Genomic DNA, 19,010 nt, shown 5'->3' with positions numbered 1-19,010 from the left:
GTAATAGTTGTACATTTGCAGGATACCCAGTAATTATGCATGATTGGTGCAGAGAGAAAAACTTTTCTTTATCCATGTTCAGTCTCTGTTTGTTTCATTTATATCAATTATCGTAATCTTAAAGCCCTGTTCGGTTGTTGTTACTTCATAATCCTTTACCCGGTCATAAATTGTTTCATTCCCCTCGTAATCTGTGAATGTAAATCCTTCATTCGTTGTTACCAAAAACGTCGTCTCATCCAATTGTTCCGTAGAAACCACCTCATTTGAAGTAAAAGTGAACCAGAAGCCTTGATGCTCAATTTCTATTAAATAATCCTGCAGTTCACTTGCCGCATCACTGTCTTCTGCTAAGTAAGAAGAAATATAGCTATAGTCGACTTCATTTAAAGCATTTTCGTAAGCATCTCTAAAAGCCAGTACATGTTGTGATGCTTCATCAGAACGAAAGTTTTCTTCTTCGATCGTTACCTCTTCTACTTCTTTTTCGTATTCAAGATCTGGAAATTCATATTCTCGTTTATTAAATTTGAAAGGGAGAGAGCCCCCGTTTGTATAGTACTGACTGATCTCTTCCGTACGCTGAACCTCTCCATCCTTGTCCGTTCTCTCAGCGTACATAAAGACTTCCTCCTCATCTGGAAAAGGACCAAGTTCCTTAAACTCGCTTAATGTTTTCCCCGTACTCTTTCCATTAATAAATAAAGTAGCATCAGACTGATCGGTTTGAATGGTATACCTTTTATCCGGAAAATTAATTGAAATCGTAGAGAGAGATTCATCATTTAAATTAACATAAATTTCATCCTTGTATTCAAAAACACCAAATGCGTTTTCAGCTTCACCTTTTACTTCGTACGTCCCTGGATAAGCTTGAAACACTTCTTTTTCTTCACCTTCTTCTATCTTTACAGATTGCTCCTCAACATTTAGTTTCGTTGGTGAAAAATTTGTGACGGCTTTAATCGGGTGAGGTTTAGCAATTATCTTATAAGTGGGGTACATCTCAGCAAAAAGGTGATCCTTTTTTAACGTAAAAAGTTCGTTTCCTTCGTAATCTTTAATTAAAAGATTATCTTCTTTCCCAGCGACCACATTTCTTAATTGTCTTTCAATATGTGCCCATCCTGACTCTTCTATATAAGCGAGAAAATCTTTTTTATTTATCAAAGCCTTTTCCTCAAGCTCAATATGTTCAAAAAAAGCATGAGCATCGTTGTTAGAAATCGCTCGATCCATCTCCATAACCATAATCATAGGATCCATTTTCTCAGAGATGAACTGGTGAGCCGTAAATAAAAGTACAGCTAAAGCAATAATGCTCCCCATAACTATTTTCTTTCCTTTTTTCAGCGGCTTCCTTGTCGAGCGCATTTTTCTTGTAGGCTGCGGATTTTGTTGAGTAGAACCATCTATGCACTTCACTCCACAGGAAATACAAAAGGCTTGTTCTTTCAAAAGGGAATAGCCGCATTCTGTACAATACTTCAATAGCTAAATCCCCCTTTCAAAAAATACGATTAAAATTCTCTCCCAGCTCACTTAACTTTTCTATGAGCATCCACCTACCCATAAAATAAGCCAGGAATAAAATAATAACACTCGTACCAATACTTCCATAAAACACGCGTTGTGGGCCGCTTCTCAAGCCATGGTGGTAGATGAACAGAATAGGAGCCACAAGAAGTCCATAAAACATCGAAGCCCCTAATAATAGAAATGTCGCCATAACTGTCCCGCTTAACGCAAATAAAATAGTAATCACATTAACAAAAAGAAAGGGTGTTATCAAACCTCCATACTGAGCAACGAGGGTTTTAGGGCACAACGTAAGCTTCATTATTTTTGAAACAACAAAAATAGATAGAAGGCTGATCACAACTCCTGCTAAGGAGAAGAAAAAAACTCGATAGCTGTACTCAAAAAATGGAATGGCCGTGGGTGCTTCCCAAAAACCAAACTCCTCCATTATCATAGAAGGTTTAAAAACCTTATAAAGAGAGTTCGATATAAAATAAACACTTAATGTAAAAGCTGTCATATACAGCAGTAGAGTTATCATCCCGCGGGCGAAAGCTGATTCATCTGAGCGAAATGCTTCTAATGGCTGTTTAAGGAAACGGAGAGAATCATTCCAAAAGTACTTTACATTATTGATGGAACCACCATGAGACTTATTTTGCTGTACAGTGGCCAGCGCTGTTGTCGGTGGTGGAGATTGAGCAATTTCTTCTTCAGAAAAAGGGGTCCCGCATACTCCGCAGAATTTTCCTGTTGATTGTTCGTTTTGGCAATTTGTACACTTCATTGAACCATCCTTTGCTTTAAAGATTTTTGTAGACTTAATAAAGTATGTATACGTACAAGACCTATGAATTAAGAACTAAGATTTAAATGATTGTTTGGGACAATAATGGTGATTATAAAAAAGAAAGAAACGAACGTGTTTCGATTTAAAATGGAAGGGAATAATGTTTAAAATCACACGCAAAAAGGAGACTGTTATGAGACTAGCATTTATAGCAGATATTCACGGTAATGCACGTGCCCTTGAATCTGTCATAAAAGATATAAAAGAAAGAAATGTCGATCAACTATTCGTTTTAGGAGATCTTGCCTACCGGGGACCTGAGCCGCAGCGCTCTGTTGAACTTGTACAAGAGCTTGATGCTAAAGTAATAAAAGGAAACGCTGATGACTGGATTGTCCGAGGAGTCCAAGAAGGAGAAGTTCCAGACGACGTCATTGAAGGTATGAATGAAGAGAAAGACTGGTCATGCTCAAATATGACGAGTGATGCCATCAAGTACTTGGACAATCTTGAAGAAGAGATTAATGAAGATTTTGAAGGCGTTCATATTCACGGATTTCACGCGACTCCCGAGGATTTATTTGAGGTCGTGCTCCCAACGGAAACCGAGGAAACGATGAAAGAACGCTTAATGGGCAATGATATTGCCGATATTTATGTATATGGCCATATTCATAAACCATACGTCCGCCACATTGATGGTAAAATAATAATTAATACAGGCAGTGTCGGACTGCCATTTGATGGTCTGGCCCAGCCTTCTTACGCGATAGTAGATATTGAAGATGGCGGGGTCCAAACCTCCATTATAAGAACAAGCTATGATTTAGAGGAGGTCGTTGAAGGTGTAAAATCCTCTGACTATCCGGAAAAAGATTTGTTAAGCAAGCTATTAATGAACGCATCCGTATCGAATTAAAAGAAGCTAGATAAGGTGACTCACCTTATCTAGCTTTTATTGATCTACAGGGAAGGAAAAGTATAAATGTCAGATCATACTATTATTGCTAAAAAAATTTTACGCGGCTTTTTTTTATTAAGTTTTTTATTTGGATTAATTATACTCATTCTATTATTCACCTTCGGGCCTGATCGTTTAATTATAAACAGCAGCCCTTCGCCTTCAGACGCCATCATTGTGCTGAGCGGAAATGAAGGCCGTCTTGAACACGCAATTGAGCTGTACGAAGATGATCTCGCAGACACGATCATTCTCTCTAACTCTACAGAAAAAGGCACAAAACCAGAGGAAGCAATAGAATTAGGTGTGAAGGAAGCACATATTATAGAAGAAAAAAAAGCCTCGAGTACATATGATAATGCAGTATACAGCAGAGAGCTTATGAAAGAACATGAGTTGGAATCTGCCATAGTTGTTACCAGTAACTATCACTCGAGGCGAAGCAAGTTCACCTTTGAAAGGGTGTTTGTGGAGGAAGAAATCGAATTGTCTTTTTCAACCGCTCCTTCCTACTACGATCCTGATGACGGATTAACCAAACGAGAAGCCCAAACCGTCTTCAGCGAATGGGTAAAACTCATCGGTTACTTCCCCGTCTATATGTTTGGATGACTTTTTTCTTTTTTATCTGAGTACCAGGTACAGAAGGAGAGCTTTTGTGTACCTGGTACCTTTTTTCTCTTTTTGGGTACCTGGTACACGTAACATTTTCACTCTAAACTTTGAAAGAATTTATCCAGTTCCTGATTAAATTTATCTGGCTCCTCTAAAAACAAACAATGGCTGCTATTTTCAAAAGGTACAAGCTTTGAACCAGGGATTTTTTGTTGAATATACTCCCCTGCCGCTACCGGAAAAAACTTATCATCGCGGCCGAAACAAATCAATGCAGGAACATCAATGTTTGAAAGATTTTCCCTGTAATCTACAGCAGTCTGGTTAAAAACAATAGTGCTGGCAATGGACGCTGGTACTTTCATCATTTCTTTTAGAATCCACTTATGCTCTTGTTTGTCTGGTTTCTCTTTAAACATCCCATAAATAAAATCGGCATTGAACCCTTTTTGATCTTCTTGAATCGCCTGCATCACACCCTTTATGTCATCAAAAGTAAACGCTCCGTATTCCCAGCCTTCCCAAATATAATCAGAGGGGGACTGATCCACCACAGTAATCGCTTTGATATTATTTGTGCCAAATTGATTAATATAATCCCAAACAACAAATGCTCCCATTGACCAGCCTACTAAAATGACATCTTTAAGCTCTAAGTGTTCGATTAACGATTTTAAATCTCTAGCGTAGTTTGCAACTGTATGGCCATACTCAACTTTGCTAGATTCTCCATGCCCTCGAAAGTCAAACATGATTGTACGGTATTTTTCTTTAAAGTAAGGGTATTGCTTATGAAAAAATTGACTGCTCATCATCACCCCGTGAACAAATATCACGGTTTGTCCTACACCTTCGCCTTGATAATAAAGCTTCGTCTTAGAATCTATACTTAAGTAATTCACCCAACCACACTCCTTGAAATAGTAAAAACATTATCATAAAAACTTATTCAAGATAGCGTGAAAATATAGGTACCAGGTACACTTTTTTTGATAGCTGGTACCTGGTACCGAGGGTCACTATTTCTGTACCTGGTACCCAGAAAAAAAAGAAAAAAAGTTACAGCAAATAGCTGTAACTTTTTGTTTTATTTGATGCTTCCTCCTGCTTGTTCATAGCGTGCATTGAATTCTTGTACAAACTGATTGGTGATTTGGTCATCATGGATAAATAGCACGTTTTCATCATTTACATTGTTTCCATTATTGCTCCAATTAGTAGATCCTACCACAGTAGTTGGGTCGCTCGTCGTGTCAGCATCGATGAGCATCGTTTTGCTATGGAGCTTTCGAGATTCCGCATCTTTGTACACTGGCGCAGGGTTTGCCCATCTAGTATTTGGGTTGCCATCACTTTCTTCAGTTGCTGTGCGCCCGGTCATATCAACGCTCGCAGACCACCATTGGTTCCAAAAACTAGAATCAAAGACTCCTCTAAGATCGAATCCAGTTAAAGACCCTGTTTCGTCTTCATAAGATCCTTCATATTTGTACTTTAATTCATCGAGTAACCCCTGATCACTCCAAGCAAAAATAGAAAAGTAGGTATTTTCATCAGCATCCTTTTTTACATAGTCTGTCAGCTGACCGATGGCATCATCGCCTGAAGAAAAATAAACCTCCACAGGTATTCCATTCACATCAACTTCATGCTCAGTATTATCCGTTTTTCGTGTGGCAAAATTAGATTCTGCTAAATTCGGGGAGAAGGTTGGACTCCCCCACATTTCATTGAATTCTGTTTCGTAAATATCTGCGAGTTCTGGAGAATTAATTTCTACAACGTGCTGCTGGTTACCTTCAAATATACCGTTCTCCTGATTCTCTACATTTCCATACAAACCTGTTACTGTAAAATTCCAGCTTCCTGTAAATACCCAGTGCTCATCGACAATCGCAAACTTGTTATGCATTTGATTTCCCGGCGAGTAATACGTTCCTTCTTCGTCTTTCTGTTCTCCTTCTACAAAAAGACGGCCTGTTTCTTCTCCATTTCCAACTTCAACGGTTACCTCGTTAATATCAGATACATCTTCAGGTAAACCGACCTCTGATCGAGTCTCAGCGTCTTCAACTGCCATCATTGGGGAGTCTGATAAGATTTCTACATCATCAGCTGTTCCGATTTCCCCATCAGCCCCGCGCTTGATTTTTTCTATATACAATCTCATCGTTTCATAACGCTCTTCATAATGAGGGTCATCAGCATCCTTCGCATCAGCAATCATTCGTACTTCTACCCCATCAGCTGCCTTAGCAATTAACGCATCAGCAATACGGGGAAGATTAAGTTCATATGTAGCAAAATCGATACGCTCCTCTGCCTGTTCCAGACGCTCAATCAAGCGATCTTCTAAATTGACACCTTCATTCGCTTCATTTCCATCGACCGCATATTTGTGATCAACACACTTATTAAAATAAACATTGATGGCGCCTTCTTCTTCAGAGACATTAGAGATATCTTCTTCACACTTGCCATCAGTCTCGTTACTGGAATTCTCTTCTTTCGGAGTGCCGTAGCCTCCATTATATGCAACAGTGGCATCTGCCCAATTTGTCGAATTAGTACCGCTTATTTCAGGATTCATCCGTTCCATTGCAGCCTTTTTATCATTATCACCCGCGTGCCAATCATCTACAGTATCAACCACATTTTCTGATCCATCTCGGAGCTCAAGGGCTTCATCGCTGTTAGATAAAGCACCAGAATAAATTTGATCAGCTGATACTTCTGTTACTGAGGAATTATCTGTCCGCTCTAACAAATAATACCCGTCAGCAGGAATAGACCCTGATAAACTGATATACGGCGTACCGTCCACAGCTGATAAAGTCCAACTGGATAAGTCGATCGATTCATCCGTTGTATTATGTAATTCAATCCATTCATCGTTGAAACTCTCGGTCGTTCCCATCCATGCCACTTCATTTACGACAACGTCTCCACTAGAAGCTGCCGAAACTTCTTGATCTTCATATCCTAAAGAAATACCGAGCATCAACACAACAACCATCACTCTAGCAAATACTCTCCATTCCCCCACTTTATCCGCTCCCTTTAATAAAATTAAAAATGCCTACACAGCCAGTGTAAAGCATAATCAATAAAGAGGTATGAGACTTTTATAAAATAGTCTGAATGATGCGATGGAAGACGCTTCTAACAAAAATATATGGTGAAATTTATCAATTATATGAGCGAATAGTAGTGTGAGAAAGGATTTGGTACCAGGTACACCCTCTCTTTCTTTGTGTACCTGGTACCGACTTCTCTCATTTGCGTACCTGGTACCGTTCTTTCTCATTTCTTCTATCTATACGCTAAAAACCATGGGTTGCGGAGGTTTTCTTTGTTATATTCGAGGGGTTTTTGGTCATTCGCTACTTCTACTTTTCCACCTGACAGCTCGACTATAGCTTGCCCAGCTCCTGTATCCCATTCCATAGTCGGCGCGTAACGAGGGTAATAGTCGGCTTTTCCTTCAGCGACAAGGCATAGCTTGAGTGAACTTCCCGCTGAGAGAGTTTCTACGTTTTCGTATCGCAATTCTAACTCTTCAATAAAAGCTTTCGTTTCTTCAGACATGTGCGAACGGCTCGCGACAACTTTTACTGTTCCATTATCACTCTTTTCAATAGGCAGCGCTTTTGCGACAACCTTTTTACGAGATAATACCCCTTCCACTTTGTAAGCTCCTTTGTCTTCATCCGCGACGTATAATGTATCGAGAGCAGGGGCGTAGACGACACCTTGGACAGGCTTTCCGTCACGGATCCTTGCTATATTCACTGTGAATTCACCATTCTTTTTGATGAATTCTTTTGTGCCATCAATTGGGTCAACGAGCCAAAATTGTTTCCACTCTTTTCGCTGATCATATGTGATCTGGCTACCTTCTTCGCTAAGCACCGGAATATTAGGATAATGTGTACGAAGGGAAGTCTTAATGATTTCGTGCGATCGCTGGTCTGCTGTCGTTAACGGTGATTCATCTTCTTTGTATTCAATATCAAAATCCGTTTCGTAAATTTTCATAATTTCTTTACCGGCTGATAAAGCGGCTTGGATTATCTCTTTCATTATACTTCCTCCTCTGATTAGGAAAATCGCCAGCCGGGAGCTGGCGATTTAAATATAGGTATGATTTTTTTAGAAGTCAATTCGACAAAATTTGTGTACCTGCAATAACTCAGCTTGTTTTTTGAAAGTCTGCCTTTATCACTTTTGAATCATACCGCTTACGTTTGCTTCATTCCTTTAATAAGAACATCTGCAACTTCAGGACGAGAGAATTCTTTTGGCGGACGTTCTCCATTACGCAGCAGTTCGCGTACCTTTGTCCCACTTAAATGCACATGGTGTTTTTTATCGTGAGGGCATGTTTTAGCGGAAGCCATGTTCTCACAAACCTCACAGTAAAAAGCATGTTCGAACTTGAAAATGTTGATACCTAGTTCATCTTCGTATTCAGCGATCAAATCTTGAGCATCGTACGTTCCGTAATAATCGCCTACTCCTGCATGATCACGGCCTACAATAAAGTGAGTGCAGCCATAATTGCGGCGTACAATAGCATGTAAAATCGCTTCCCGAGGCCCAGCGTAGCGCATAGCCGCAGGATAAATAACCAGCCGTACGCGATCTTCGACGTAATAGTTTTTGAGAATGGTTTCGTAGCTTTCCATTCGAACATCTGCTGGGATGTCATCTGACTTTGTTTCCCCTACTAATGGATTTAATAAAAGACCGTCTACTGCTTCAAGCGCTGTTTTTTGGATGTGTTCGTGCGCACGGTGTACCGGATTTCGCGTCTGAAAGCCTACAATAGTTTTCCAGCCAAGGTCTTTGAATAGCTGACGTGTTTCCGCTGGATCTAGGTAATAGTCTTCAAATCGGCCATGATCCGGTCGATTTAATAGATTAATTGGACCGCCAAGGTAAACGTTTCCTTTTTCGTACACTTTTTTCACACCAGGATGGGCTTCTTCTGAAGTGCCGTATACATTTTCCGCTTCTAATTGTTTATCGTAAGTATACTTCTCTTCAACTTGAATCGTACCGTATGTGACTCCGTCTTCTCCTTTCAGTGCTATCTCTTCACCGACTGTGATTTCTTCTGCATGCTTTTCAGTAACCGGCAGCGTAATGGGAATACTCCAAACGGTACCATCGCTTAAGCGCAGTTCGTTCACAACGTTTTCGTAATCAGCTTGTCTCATGAAACCTTCCAGCGGGCTGAATCCTCCAATTCCTATGAGCTCAAGATCCGAAATCGTCCATGCGGAGATTGTGAGACTGGGTAGTGATGCTGCTCGAGAAAGGGCCTCTTTACGATCGGCTCCTTTTAGTTCTTTGTTTACTAATTCATTTAATTTGTCTGCTTTTAATTGTACGGTCATTGTCTACCTCCGTTTAGTTGTACCGCTTAAGAAGCGGGGCTTTTTCTCCTCCCTAAATCGAAACATACTTCCTTTTATTTCGCAAATATTCTAATAACTATATTATAAAAAAGAACCCTAGCAAAAAACTAGGATTCCATTACAAGTAAATCGATCATTTTTTAACGGCCCATCCAGCCTCCGTCCACTGTAATGATTTCTCCGTTAATATAATCAGAAGCCCTTGATGCTAGAAAAATGGCAGCTCCCACCATATCCTCCGGCTTTCCCCATCTTCCGGCAGGTATGCGCTCTAAAATTTGACGGTTTCGAGACTCATCCTGAATAAGAGCAGTATTCATATCTGTGGCCATATATCCAGGAGCGATGGCATTTACATTTACGTTTTGTGAAGCCCATTCATTAGATAAAGATTTTGTAAATTGAGCGACTCCGCCTTTTGCTGCAGCGTAAGCTGGAACCGTATATCCACCTTGAAAAGAGAGCAATGAGGCTAAATTGATAATCTTTCCGCTTCCCTGCTTTAACATTTTCCTGCCTACAAGCTGGCATAGAAAAAAGACCGCTTTCTGATTAACGTCTATGACAAAATCCCAGTCCTCTTCAGAAAATTCAGCAGCTGGTGAGCGGTGTTGGACACCAGCATTATTGACTAAAATATCAATTTTGCCAAACGTCTCATTAACTGAATCAACGAGTTCAGAAAGGCGGTTTGTTTCTGAGATATCAAAAGAAAACACCTCACATTTTCTACCGAGCTCTCGAATGTTGGTTACTACATCTGTTTCCTCAGTCGATCTTTGGACTATGGCTACATCTGCTCCCGCTTCAGCCAGCCCGTAAGCCATTGCTCCTCCTAATCCACGGTTGCCCCCTGTTACTAAAGCGACTTTTCCATCTAAATTAAAATATTCCATCGTTTAATACCTCCTCCTGTTGATTCTGTTGAAAAAAAAGCCTCTACCTCTGTTAAAGCTTTTGATGCATCTTTGCCAAAGCCCTCCACTTGGATCTCATCTCCGTTATGGAGGCGCAGATTAACTAAACCAAGAAAACTTTTAAGATTAGCTTCAATGATATTCCCATTCACGTTTTTCTTTAGAATAATTTCTGCATCGTATTGCTGGATAATTTGACTAAGCTCCATTATGGTTTGAGTTTCATTAATATTTACTTTGATCGTTTTAGATACTTTTGAAGTCATGATCTACCCTCTCTTCTTTTAAAGGATTAACTAAATAAGCAGGTTTTTTTCCGGTTAATACAGCTGCAGTATTTTCAGCTGCTTTTGTCTTAAGCTCAACTTCTGATTCTTCGGAATACCAGGCCACATGTGGTGTAATGATTACATTCTCCATGCTAAGCAGCGTGTGGCTCTCCACAGGCGGCTCTTGTTCCATAACGTCAAGAGCGGCTCCGGCAATTTCTCTTTCTCTTAATGCTTTGACAAGTGCTCCTTCATCAATTAAAGGTCCTCTGGCCGTGTTAATTAGAACGGCATTTTGTTTCATTTTTTTAAAAGCCGCTTCATCAATCATTCCCTTGGTCTTTTCATTTAGCGGAGCATGAATTGAGACAAAGTCTGAGGATGCAAGAAGTTTATCAAAAGATACAAGAGAGACACCATCAGCCTGCGTGACAAAAGGGTCAAAGACTATTACATTCAATCCGAAAACAGCAGCCTTCACCGCCACTTTTCTAGGGATATTCCCGAATCCAATCAATCCAAGCGTCTGCTTTGTTAGCCGTGGGACCGGCTTCGCTTCGTTAAAATCCCAGATCCCATTTTTTACACGGTTGGATAAGAGTGAAACTTTACGAGCTGCGTTCAGCAACAAGGTGACCGCATGATCAGACACTTCTTCAATACAATAATCCGTCACATTACATACTGCGATTCCTTTCTCACTGGCAGAGGGAACATCGACAGAGTCATAACCGATGCCATACCTGGCTATCACCTGACACTGTTGCATTTCTTCAATAACTCTTCTTGAAATAGGTGCATATTGTGAAATGATACCGTCAGCATAGCGGCAGACCTCAATGACCTCTTCTTCTGTTTGACACTGGTGAGCCTCTAATTCAATTCCGTGTTTTTTTAACACAGTTTCTTCAGGCAACAGAGAATCGTATTCATAATCCGTAATAACCACTTTCATTGCGGGAAACCTCCTCTTTTTAACTAGTTATATATACATCATGAGTAGAACTGGTATCGTAATCACGCTTAGGAGTGTGGTCGTTAATGTAATACTAGAAACAAGTTCAGGTTTAGATTTGAATTGAACCGCGTAAATCATCGTCGTAGCAGTAAACGGCATGGCGGCAGAGACAATTAATACACTCGCCATTAAATCGCTCATCGGCCAGCACAATGATTAAAGCAAATGCTATCAATGGTGATGCAACTAAACGAACACCAGCAGCATAGGATACTTTGCTCCACTCCCATTTGTACGACTTTTATTTCTGCAAGATGCATACCGAGAATAACCATGGAGATATTCGCTGCAGCGAGGAGTTCCACACTAGATATAAGGTTCTCAGGCATCGGAACGAATGATAGATTCATAAACAGGGTCCTAATTACTGCATATGTAGGCGGCATTTTGAAGACAGAAGTCTAGTTAACAACCCAAAGTCCCTTGTATGACACAAGGGACTGGGCAAGGTGGAGGTCATACCTCATTACTCACTAAATTGAAGAAGCCATAGAGATAATTCTGGTATAAAGGTAATCATTAATAATGAAAAGATCATCGCTAGGAAGAAAGGAATGATCGCTTTTGATAACTGTTCAATAGAAAGTCCAGATATTCCTGAACCGACGAACAGGTTCACACCTAATGGTGGTGTGATAAAACCAATCGCCAGGTTTACGACCATAATTATTCCAAAATGAATCGGATCGTATCCCAGATTTACTGCGATCGGAAGCAGAATAGGCGTTAAAATAATAATGGCCGCTAACGTATCCATAAAACATCCGACTAATAACAAAAGTAGTGTAATAAGTAAGATGATGACGATCTCACTTTCTGAGATCGATAAAAGGAAATTTGCGACTTGTGTTGGAATTTGCTCGATCGTTAATAATCTTCCAAAAGCGGTTGCCGTTCCTACAATGATTAGAACTGTCGATGTGGTTAAAGCTGAGTCTGCTAAAATTTTTGGCAGATCTTTTATTTTCAGTTCACGGTAAAGCAGTAAGCCAGCTAAAATGCCGTATACTACTGCAATAACTGCCGCTTCAGTTGGTGTGAAAATGCCCCCGTAAATCCCACCAAGGATTATTAATGGAATGACTAACGCCCATTTTGCTTCCCAGAAGGACTTCCAGATATACGAAAATGAGGTTTTCTCAAACGTGCCTCGGTAACCTTGTTTCTTAGAATAGATGTACGCCCAAACCATAAGAGACAAACCGACCAATACTCCTGGAATTATGCCAGCAATAAACATATCACCAATTGAAGCATTTCCAACTACTCCATAAATAACCATTGGAATACTTGGTGGAATAATAACTCCAATCGAACCAGCCGCTGCTACAGTAGCCGTAGCGAACTTCTTATCATAACCTTGTTTTACCATAGCCGGGATCATAATACCCCCGATAGCAGCAACTGTTGCAGGGCCGGATCCTGAAATAGCCGCAAAGAACATACATGTCACAATCGTTGCCATCGCAAATCCACCGGTTTTGTTTCCTACCAGTGCGTTCGCGAAATTAAACAACCGCTCCGAGATTCCGCCTTTTCCCATGATCTCACCCGCAAGGATAAAGAAAGGAACCGCCATTAATGGAAAGGAATCAACTGCTGTAACAAGTTCTTTCATTAAAAATTCGATAGGGATCGTGCCTGAATATACAATGGTCAATAATGTAGAGACTCCAATAGCAATCCCGATTGGAACACTTAAAAGTAAGAGCAGGGCGAAGGAGCCAAATAGAACAATGGTCGTCATTGATCATCCTCTCCTTCCTGATTAAGCATTCGATCACGTTCATCAGCAACATCAAGCTCTTTTTTCCCAATTAACATCTTAAACTGAGCAACGAGATTTTGAATGAGTCGAATCGATGTAAGAGCAAATCCTAACGGAGTGGCAAGATACACCACTCCCATTGGAATATGTAAGGCAGGAGAAGCTTGACCAAACCCAAATAACTGACTTGAAATGGTATAACCATAGAACACGACAAATATAGAAAACGCTAAAAAGATAATATTTGCAACAATAGCTAGTAATAGTTTTCCTTTGCCTTTAAGCAATAGAAGCATGACGTCTACTTTAATATGACGCTGCTTTTTTACCCCATAACTAATTCCTACATACACAAGCCAAATAAAGCAATATCGTCCCAATTCCTCTGACCAGGACAACGAATTACCTGATACTCGCATGACTACTTGAAAAAAAATAACGCTAACCATAACCGTTGATAAAACAACAAGCAGAAATTCTTCAATCCTTCGATCGATTACACGAATGATATTCATTAAATTCACCTCAACTGACCCTCTTTATCTCTCTTATGAAAAAGCAAGAGGGGACTAATCCCCTCTCCCTTTACTGAGCATCTTCAATCGCCTGGTAGACTTTGTCTACCGTTTCTTCTCCAATTTTCTCTTTATAATCTTCAATGACCGGCTGCACGGTTTCTACCATTTCTTCACGATCTTCATCCGAGATTTCTGTATACTCCATGCCTTCATCTTGAAGAGACTGCAAATATTCTTCATTTGCTTCACGGTTCATTTCACGCTGTTCCTGCCCAGCTTCAACAGCTGCATCCTTCATAATCGTCTGCTGATCTTCAGTCAGGCCATCGTAGAAAGACTTACTCATAAGGAAGACGAACGGGCTGTAAATATGGTGCGTATCAGATACATGCTCCTGCACCTCATACAGCTTCTCTAAATAGATTGTTGCGTAAGGATTCTCCTGTCCATCAACAGTACCTTGCTGCAAAGCTGTGAATAATTCAGTAAATGCCATCGGTGTTGGGTTAGCACCCAGCTCTTTAAATGCATCTAAGTGAAGATCGTTTTCCATCGTACGAATCTTAAGACCATCAAAATCATCTACAGAAGCAACGGCTCTTTTACTGTTTGTTAAATCACGGAACCCATTTTCCCAGTAAGTAAGACCTACCAAGTCTTGATCTTCTAGTTTAGTAAGAAGATCCTGGCCAACTTCACCATCTAATACTTCATCAGCTACCTGCTCATTCGGAAATAGAAATGGAATATCGAAAACACTGAAATCAGATACAAAGTTTGCCAGAGGGGCCGTTGAAGGAATGGTAACTTCCTGGCTTCCCAGTTGAAGTGCTTCTGTCATAGAACGGTCATCACCAAGCTGTCCGCTGTGATACGTTTCCACTTTAATAGCTCCATCAGTTTCTTCTTCAACAATTTCCTTAAACTTTAACAATCCTTTATATTGAGGATGATCATCATTTAGACCAATACCAGCTTTGATTACTTTTTCCTCACCACCTGAAGCGCTTTCATCTCCGCCGTCACTATCTCCACTGCTTGACTCAGAATCTGCATTGCCGCAAGCTGCTAGTACTCCTATTAAAAGAACAAAAAATAATGCCATAAAAAATTTTTTCATAATGAAACCCCTTTTAAATATAATTTCCGAGGACTTACTAGCCTCGAATTGTTAACTCTCTCGTCCTGATCTTCTTTATAACTTTGAATAAACGATTGGTATGTATATTAGATACACCACAGAGGTAACCGCTTACAATAAATGTTATAAAAAAAGACCGTTCTTGTTTTCATTCACCTCGCTTTCTGTAATATGAATGAAATATTTTTTCTATAAGTTTGATTATACAATAATATTTTTTTATTACAATGGAATTATCGAAAAATTTTTTATTTTTTTCTAAGAAAAAGAAATATATTATTATAATCTACTTAAAAAGCCATCAGAGTCACGTTTTGTGACTATTGATCGCTCTTTCCCTTATACCATTTAATCTTATACTCTTTTTATAATAGGTTAACTGAATCCAGGTCCAAGCCACGATTACTCCTGCCGCGTCTTTACCAAGATCAGCTGCTGAAAAAGATCTCCCCACTACAAATAGCTGATGAATTTCATCCACAACACCATACATCACAGCGATGACCGCAGCAATCAGACTTGTCGTGCGGCTGAACTGTTGATTGGCTGCCAATGCTACAATAATCAAAAGATATAAGATTGCAAATTCAATAAAATGTAAGTTTTCTAATAATGTATTAATGGTCATTGGCCGGTCCCTATGAAACTTTTAATGGCGGTGACGGAGTAGCTGGGCTGGATCCATATAAGAATCATATAGATAATTGGAAGCAGAGTGAAAAGAATTTTTTTCATAAAAAACTTTCCTTTCTTTTGGGAGACATATTCCCATTTTGGAAAGGTTAGCTTTGTTTAATACTAAATGAACTTAAGTAAAAAAGTGCAGGAGTGCGTTCTTTCCTTTCTGAGGAAATTGAGCCGTGCCTACGGAAGCGGAGTACAATCGATGTCATATAAATAATCCGAACTGATTCAATAGAATCGTTCGGATTATTTATATGCCGTCCTACTCTTTTATTTACGATCTTACTTGCCATCTTCTTCTTACTAGAGGAACTAAGAAAGATAACAAGCTTATAATAAGCAGCGTAAGAGAGATCGGTTCAGTAATAAACACCATATAATTTCCATTAGATGCTGTTAATGCCTGACGAAGAGATTGTTCCATCATCCCTCCCAGAATAAAGGCCAGGATAAACGGCGCAGCTGGAAAAGATGTCAGTCTCATTAAGTAACCGATGACTCCAAAAATCAATAAGACGTACAAATGAAAGATGTTAAAACTCACGGAGTACACTCCGATTAAGCTGAAAATAATGACCAGTGAGATCAGAAGTGGCCGTGGAATCTTTAACAGTTTTGATATATAAGGAATCAGCGGTAAATTCAACACGAGAAGAATGATATTCCCGATGTACATACTGGCAATGATGCCCCAGAAAATATCAGGATGATCCTGCACGAGTAAAGGGCCTGGTTGAATGCCTAAGACGAGAAAAGCACCAAGCATGACGGCTGTCGTTCCTGATCCTGGTATTCCTAAGCTGAGCAGTGGTACGAAGGCCCCGCTTGTAGCTGCATTGTTTGCGGTTTCAGGAGCTGACAGTCCCCGGACGGACCCTTTTCCAAACTCTTCTGGTTTTTTGGCGATTTTCTTTTCTGTAATGTAGCCGATAAAAGAAGCAATGGTCGCGCCGGCGCCGGGAAGCACGCCTAACACAAACCCTAAGAAAGATTGGCGTGACATAGGGCCGCGCATTTCTTTCAAGTCTTCTTTTTTCAATTTAATGCTTCCGACATTTGCCTTATCTGATAAAGAGGTATCTTTTCGATTGATAATGAGAAAACAAACTTCGGCTAAAGCGAATAACCCAAGAGCAATGACAAGAAAGTCGATGCCTTCTAGTAAATTGGGATTGTTGAACGTAAAACGCGGTGTGCCTGTTTGTCCGTCAATCCCAATCGTTACGACCATAAAACCAAGCGTGGCTGAGATCAGTGCTTTGATCGTTGAGCCCTCTGAGAGACTTGAGATCGCCATGAGTCCCATAAACATGAGAGCAAAATATTCGGGAGGACCAAAGGTCACAGCTACCTGAGCTAAAGCAGGTGCAAACAGCATAAGTAACACAACGGATACCGTTCCACCTACAAAAGATGAAACAGCAGCGATAGCTAGCGCTTTCCCAGCCTCACCACGCTTCGCCATCGGATAGCCGTCAAACGCCGTAGCTACCGTCCCCGAAATCCCAGGAGCATTCAATAAAATGGAGGCGGTCGATCCTCCAAATACAGCGCCGTAATATACACCTGCCATCATGACGAGCGCAGTCGTTGGATCCATCCCGTACGTGACCGGGATCATAATAGCAATCGCACTGATCGGCCCAAGACCTGGCATCATGCCGATAAAGGTCCCTATAAATACGCCAATAAAGACAAATAAAATCCCTTCTATACTAAACGCGACTTGAAAGCCTTGCAGCAATCCGTCTAGTCCACCCATATGATATCAACACCTTTTAAAATGGTAGTATGCCTTGTGGCAGTCTAATCTGTAGTAAATAATTAAATACGTAGTATAAAGCCCCAGGAAACACGATGGATACGACAAGACTCGTCCCCCATTTTCGATAGCCAAGAAACGTAGAGCAGGCCAATATAAATAGAAACGTTGTTATAAGAAAGCCCAGGATTTCAAATAAAAAAATATAGAGGAAAACCATGCCGCCAACCGCTGCCATAACAAGGACTTCTTTCTTTGGCACCACTCGTTTTGATGACTTATCAAAGAACAAAGCAATCGCTAATGCCAGCAGGATGTAACCTAACACTTTTGGCACTAAGTCGGAATCCACCGGAACGTATGGATACTCTTTTAAGTTATAGCTTAAATATAAATAGCCGAGCGCTATAGCAGCGAGTACGAGACTTACTTTCTGATTTAATGTTTGAATCATATGCGTCACCTCCTTTTAATTAAAACTATTCTGCTAATCCCATTTCCTCGAGTAAAACGTTTAGTTCCTCATTTTGTTCATGGAGATATTCTTTGTACTCTTCGCTCGTCATGTACATTTCGTCCCACCCGTATTTTTCACGAATTTCATTAAAAGCTTCAGACTCACTAACTTCTTTAAAAGCCTGCTCGTAATATTTTACTTGCCCTTCGTCCATGTCTTTTGGTCCAAAGAAACCTCTCCAGTTGGTGAATGTTGCGTCAATTCCCTGTTCTTTAGCGGTAGCGAATTCAGACAATACGTCTCCTTCTAATCTTTCTTCTGCCGTAATGCCGAGCACTTTAATTTTTCCAGCTCGAACTTGCTCTACGGTTTCAGCCACCCCTGTTGAGAACACATCTGCATTTCCGTTTAGCACTTGTGTAAGCGCGCCGCCGTCTTGTGAAGAAACGTATTTAATTTTTGTAATATCAACGCCTGCTTCCTTAGCAATTTTCACGAACTGCATATGGTCCATTGAGCCGGGGGATGAAGTGCCGACAACGGTAATGTCTTGAGGATTTTTTTTCATATCGTCGAACAAATCATTTAAGTTATCCCACTTTGCATCCTCTCTCACGGCAAAAGCAGCATAGTCCGCAATCATGTTCGCCAATGGAGTGAAGTCCTCATAACCGAGTTGCGACTGGCCGTTTAACGGAATAAAAATTAATGGAGGAGATCCCACAAAAAGATTGTGAGGATTGCCTTGTTTCCCATCGATATAAGCCCAGCCAACAGCACCGCCTCCGCCAGGTTTGTTCACAACGCCAATATCTTCATCTACTATTCCTTCTTCTTCCATCACTTGACTCACACTACGGGCCGTTGTGTCCCAACCGCCTCCTGCACCTGCAGGGGCAACCAGCTCAATCGGCTGCTGCGGCTTCCACTCGCCGTTTTCGGAACTGGCGTATTGATCCTTATTGCACGCCGTCAATATCATTAATAAAAGGATGATGCCGAACACTACAATTTTCTTCATATGAGCTCCCACCTTTTTTAGAAAATTTAGAATTAATTCATATAGTAAAGGAGTAGAGTAGTTATGTAACCGTTTTCAAAATTAGCTTTTTTAAAAACGTTAACGTAATTAAATACATAAAATTTATGAACTGGACCGATAAACT

Annotated in this window: 19 protein-coding genes; 2 read left to right on the top strand and 17 right to left on the bottom strand. The window is 40.4% G+C overall.

Going from position 1 to position 19,010, the window contains the following annotated elements:
• Positions 1–78: 78 nt before the first annotated feature.
• Both ACGTNH_RS05805 and ACGTNH_RS05800 read right to left on the bottom strand, forming a co-directional pair.
• Complete coding sequence (locus ACGTNH_RS05805; RefSeq protein WP_394585682.1) at positions 79–1,491, bottom strand: TcaA NTF2-like domain-containing protein; 1,413 nt, start codon at positions 1,489–1,491, stop codon at positions 79–81.
• Positions 1,492–1,507: 16 nt separating this feature from the next.
• Entirely contained in the window at positions 1,508–2,308 is an 801-nt protein-coding gene (locus ACGTNH_RS05800; protein WP_394585680.1) for a hypothetical protein, read from the bottom strand.
• Between the two features lie 196 nt (positions 2,309–2,504).
• On the opposite strand from ACGTNH_RS05800, the gene ACGTNH_RS05795 reads away from it, so the two are divergent.
• Both ACGTNH_RS05795 and ACGTNH_RS05790 read left to right on the top strand, forming a co-directional pair.
• Entirely contained in the window at positions 2,505–3,230 is a 726-nt protein-coding gene (locus ACGTNH_RS05795) for a metallophosphoesterase family protein (protein WP_394585679.1), read from the top strand.
• A 66-nt stretch (positions 3,231–3,296) separates the two neighbouring features.
• Positions 3,297–3,884 (top strand): YdcF family protein, encoded by a 588-nt coding sequence (locus tag ACGTNH_RS05790; protein ID WP_394585677.1) that lies wholly within the window; start codon positions 3,297–3,299, stop codon positions 3,882–3,884.
• A gap of 98 nt (positions 3,885–3,982) precedes the next feature.
• On the opposite strand, the gene ACGTNH_RS05785 is transcribed toward ACGTNH_RS05790, so the two are convergent.
• From ACGTNH_RS05785 to ACGTNH_RS05715, 15 genes are all read right to left on the bottom strand, one after another.
• Positions 3,983–4,789, bottom strand: a complete 807-nt coding sequence (locus tag ACGTNH_RS05785) for an alpha/beta fold hydrolase (RefSeq protein WP_394585676.1) — start codon at positions 4,787–4,789, stop codon at positions 3,983–3,985.
• A gap of 185 nt (positions 4,790–4,974) precedes the next feature.
• On the bottom strand, positions 4,975–6,933 hold the full coding sequence (locus ACGTNH_RS05780) for a phospholipase D-like domain-containing protein (protein WP_394585674.1): 1,959 nt from the start codon (positions 6,931–6,933) through the stop codon (positions 4,975–4,977).
• Positions 6,934–7,199: 266 nt separating this feature from the next.
• On the bottom strand, positions 7,200–7,970 hold the full coding sequence (gene cysQ / locus ACGTNH_RS05775; protein WP_394585672.1) for a 3'(2'),5'-bisphosphate nucleotidase CysQ: 771 nt from the start codon (positions 7,968–7,970) through the stop codon (positions 7,200–7,202).
• A gap of 158 nt (positions 7,971–8,128) precedes the next feature.
• Entirely contained in the window at positions 8,129–9,289 is a 1,161-nt protein-coding gene (sat, locus tag ACGTNH_RS05770; RefSeq protein ID WP_394585670.1) for a sulfate adenylyltransferase, read from the bottom strand.
• A gap of 161 nt (positions 9,290–9,450) precedes the next feature.
• Positions 9,451–10,206 carry a 2-dehydro-3-deoxy-D-gluconate 5-dehydrogenase KduD gene (kduD, locus tag ACGTNH_RS05765; protein ID WP_394585668.1) on the bottom strand — a complete coding sequence of 252 codons (756 nt, stop codon included), beginning with the start codon at positions 10,204–10,206 and terminating at the stop codon, positions 9,451–9,453.
• Positions 10,188–10,493: an HPr family phosphocarrier protein gene (locus ACGTNH_RS05760; RefSeq protein ID WP_394585666.1), complete on the bottom strand. Its 306-nt coding sequence runs from the start codon at positions 10,491–10,493 to the stop codon at positions 10,188–10,190. The genes kduD and ACGTNH_RS05760 overlap by 19 nt, the downstream gene beginning before the upstream one ends.
• The gene (locus ACGTNH_RS05755) at positions 10,474–11,451 is read right to left on the bottom strand and encodes a C-terminal binding protein (protein ID WP_394585664.1); all 978 of its coding nucleotides are present in this window, start codon (positions 11,449–11,451) and stop codon (positions 10,474–10,476) included. The genes ACGTNH_RS05760 and ACGTNH_RS05755 overlap by 20 nt, the downstream gene beginning before the upstream one ends.
• A 27-nt stretch (positions 11,452–11,478) precedes the next feature.
• Positions 11,479–11,643, bottom strand: coding sequence for a hypothetical protein (locus tag ACGTNH_RS05750; RefSeq protein ID WP_394585662.1), 165 nt, complete (start codon positions 11,641–11,643; stop codon positions 11,479–11,481).
• A gap of 337 nt (positions 11,644–11,980) precedes the next feature.
• Positions 11,981–13,261 (bottom strand): TRAP transporter large permease, encoded by a 1,281-nt coding sequence (locus ACGTNH_RS05745; RefSeq protein ID WP_394585661.1) that lies wholly within the window; start codon positions 13,259–13,261, stop codon positions 11,981–11,983.
• Positions 13,258–13,797, bottom strand: coding sequence for a TRAP transporter small permease (locus ACGTNH_RS05740; RefSeq protein WP_394586142.1), 540 nt, complete (start codon positions 13,795–13,797; stop codon positions 13,258–13,260). The genes ACGTNH_RS05745 and ACGTNH_RS05740 overlap by 4 nt, the downstream gene beginning before the upstream one ends.
• Positions 13,798–13,867: 70 nt before the next feature.
• Positions 13,868–14,920 (bottom strand): TRAP transporter substrate-binding protein, encoded by a 1,053-nt coding sequence (locus ACGTNH_RS05735; RefSeq protein ID WP_394585660.1) that lies wholly within the window; start codon positions 14,918–14,920, stop codon positions 13,868–13,870.
• A gap of 328 nt (positions 14,921–15,248) precedes the next feature.
• Positions 15,249–15,569 (bottom strand): VanZ family protein, encoded by a 321-nt coding sequence (locus ACGTNH_RS05730; RefSeq protein ID WP_394585658.1) that lies wholly within the window; start codon positions 15,567–15,569, stop codon positions 15,249–15,251.
• Between the two features lie 330 nt (positions 15,570–15,899).
• Positions 15,900–17,387, bottom strand: coding sequence for a tripartite tricarboxylate transporter permease (locus tag ACGTNH_RS05725; protein ID WP_394585656.1), 1,488 nt, complete (start codon positions 17,385–17,387; stop codon positions 15,900–15,902).
• Between the two features lie 16 nt (positions 17,388–17,403).
• Complete coding sequence (locus ACGTNH_RS05720; RefSeq protein ID WP_394585655.1) at positions 17,404–17,841, bottom strand: tripartite tricarboxylate transporter TctB family protein; 438 nt, start codon at positions 17,839–17,841, stop codon at positions 17,404–17,406.
• A gap of 25 nt (positions 17,842–17,866) precedes the next feature.
• Entirely contained in the window at positions 17,867–18,865 is a 999-nt protein-coding gene (locus ACGTNH_RS05715; protein ID WP_394585654.1) for a tripartite tricarboxylate transporter substrate binding protein, read from the bottom strand.
• Positions 18,866–19,010 lie beyond the last annotated feature (145 nt).

This window comes from Halobacillus sp. B23F22_1 (assembly GCF_043497005.1).
In the GTDB taxonomy this organism is placed as follows: domain Bacteria; phylum Bacillota; class Bacilli; order Bacillales; family Halobacillaceae; genus Halobacillus_A.
Note: the sequence above shows the minus strand (reverse complement) of the source record. Positions and strands in the feature narration are given on the sequence as shown.

Excerpts from the sequence above, each read along its gene's own strand:
- ACGTNH_RS05790 (WP_394585677.1), top strand. The coding sequence starts at position 3,297 with ATGTCAGATCATACTATTATTGCTAAAAAAATTTTACGCGGCTTTTTT.
- ACGTNH_RS05730 (WP_394585658.1), bottom strand. The coding sequence starts at position 15,569 with ATGACCATTAATACATTATTAGAAAACTTACATTTTATTGAATTTGCA.
- ACGTNH_RS05795 (WP_394585679.1), top strand. The coding sequence starts at position 2,505 with ATGAGACTAGCATTTATAGCAGATATTCACGGTAATGCACGTGCCCTT.
- ACGTNH_RS05740 (WP_394586142.1), bottom strand. The coding sequence starts at position 13,797 with ATGAATATCATTCGTGTAATCGATCGAAGGATTGAAGAATTTCTGCTT.
- ACGTNH_RS05750 (WP_394585662.1), bottom strand. The coding sequence starts at position 11,643 with ATGGCGAGTGTATTAATTGTCTCTGCCGCCATGCCGTTTACTGCTACG.
- ACGTNH_RS05745 (WP_394585661.1), bottom strand. The coding sequence starts at position 13,261 with ATGACGACCATTGTTCTATTTGGCTCCTTCGCCCTGCTCTTACTTTTA.
- kduD (WP_394585668.1), bottom strand. The coding sequence starts at position 10,206 with ATGGAATATTTTAATTTAGATGGAAAAGTCGCTTTAGTAACAGGGGGC.
- ACGTNH_RS05755 (WP_394585664.1), bottom strand. The coding sequence starts at position 11,451 with ATGAAAGTGGTTATTACGGATTATGAATACGATTCTCTGTTGCCTGAA.
- ACGTNH_RS05800 (WP_394585680.1), bottom strand. The coding sequence starts at position 2,308 with ATGAAGTGTACAAATTGCCAAAACGAACAATCAACAGGAAAATTCTGC.
- ACGTNH_RS05735 (WP_394585660.1), bottom strand. The coding sequence starts at position 14,920 with ATGAAAAAATTTTTTATGGCATTATTTTTTGTTCTTTTAATAGGAGTA.
- ACGTNH_RS05715 (WP_394585654.1), bottom strand. The coding sequence starts at position 18,865 with ATGAAGAAAATTGTAGTGTTCGGCATCATCCTTTTATTAATGATATTG.
- cysQ (WP_394585672.1), bottom strand. The coding sequence starts at position 7,970 with ATGAAAGAGATAATCCAAGCCGCTTTATCAGCCGGTAAAGAAATTATG.
- ACGTNH_RS05760 (WP_394585666.1), bottom strand. The coding sequence starts at position 10,493 with ATGACTTCAAAAGTATCTAAAACGATCAAAGTAAATATTAATGAAACT.
- ACGTNH_RS05720 (WP_394585655.1), bottom strand. The coding sequence starts at position 17,841 with ATGATTCAAACATTAAATCAGAAAGTAAGTCTCGTACTCGCTGCTATA.
- sat (WP_394585670.1), bottom strand. The coding sequence starts at position 9,289 with ATGACCGTACAATTAAAAGCAGACAAATTAAATGAATTAGTAAACAAA.
- ACGTNH_RS05725 (WP_394585656.1), bottom strand. The coding sequence starts at position 17,387 with ATGGGTGGACTAGACGGATTGCTGCAAGGCTTTCAAGTCGCGTTTAGT.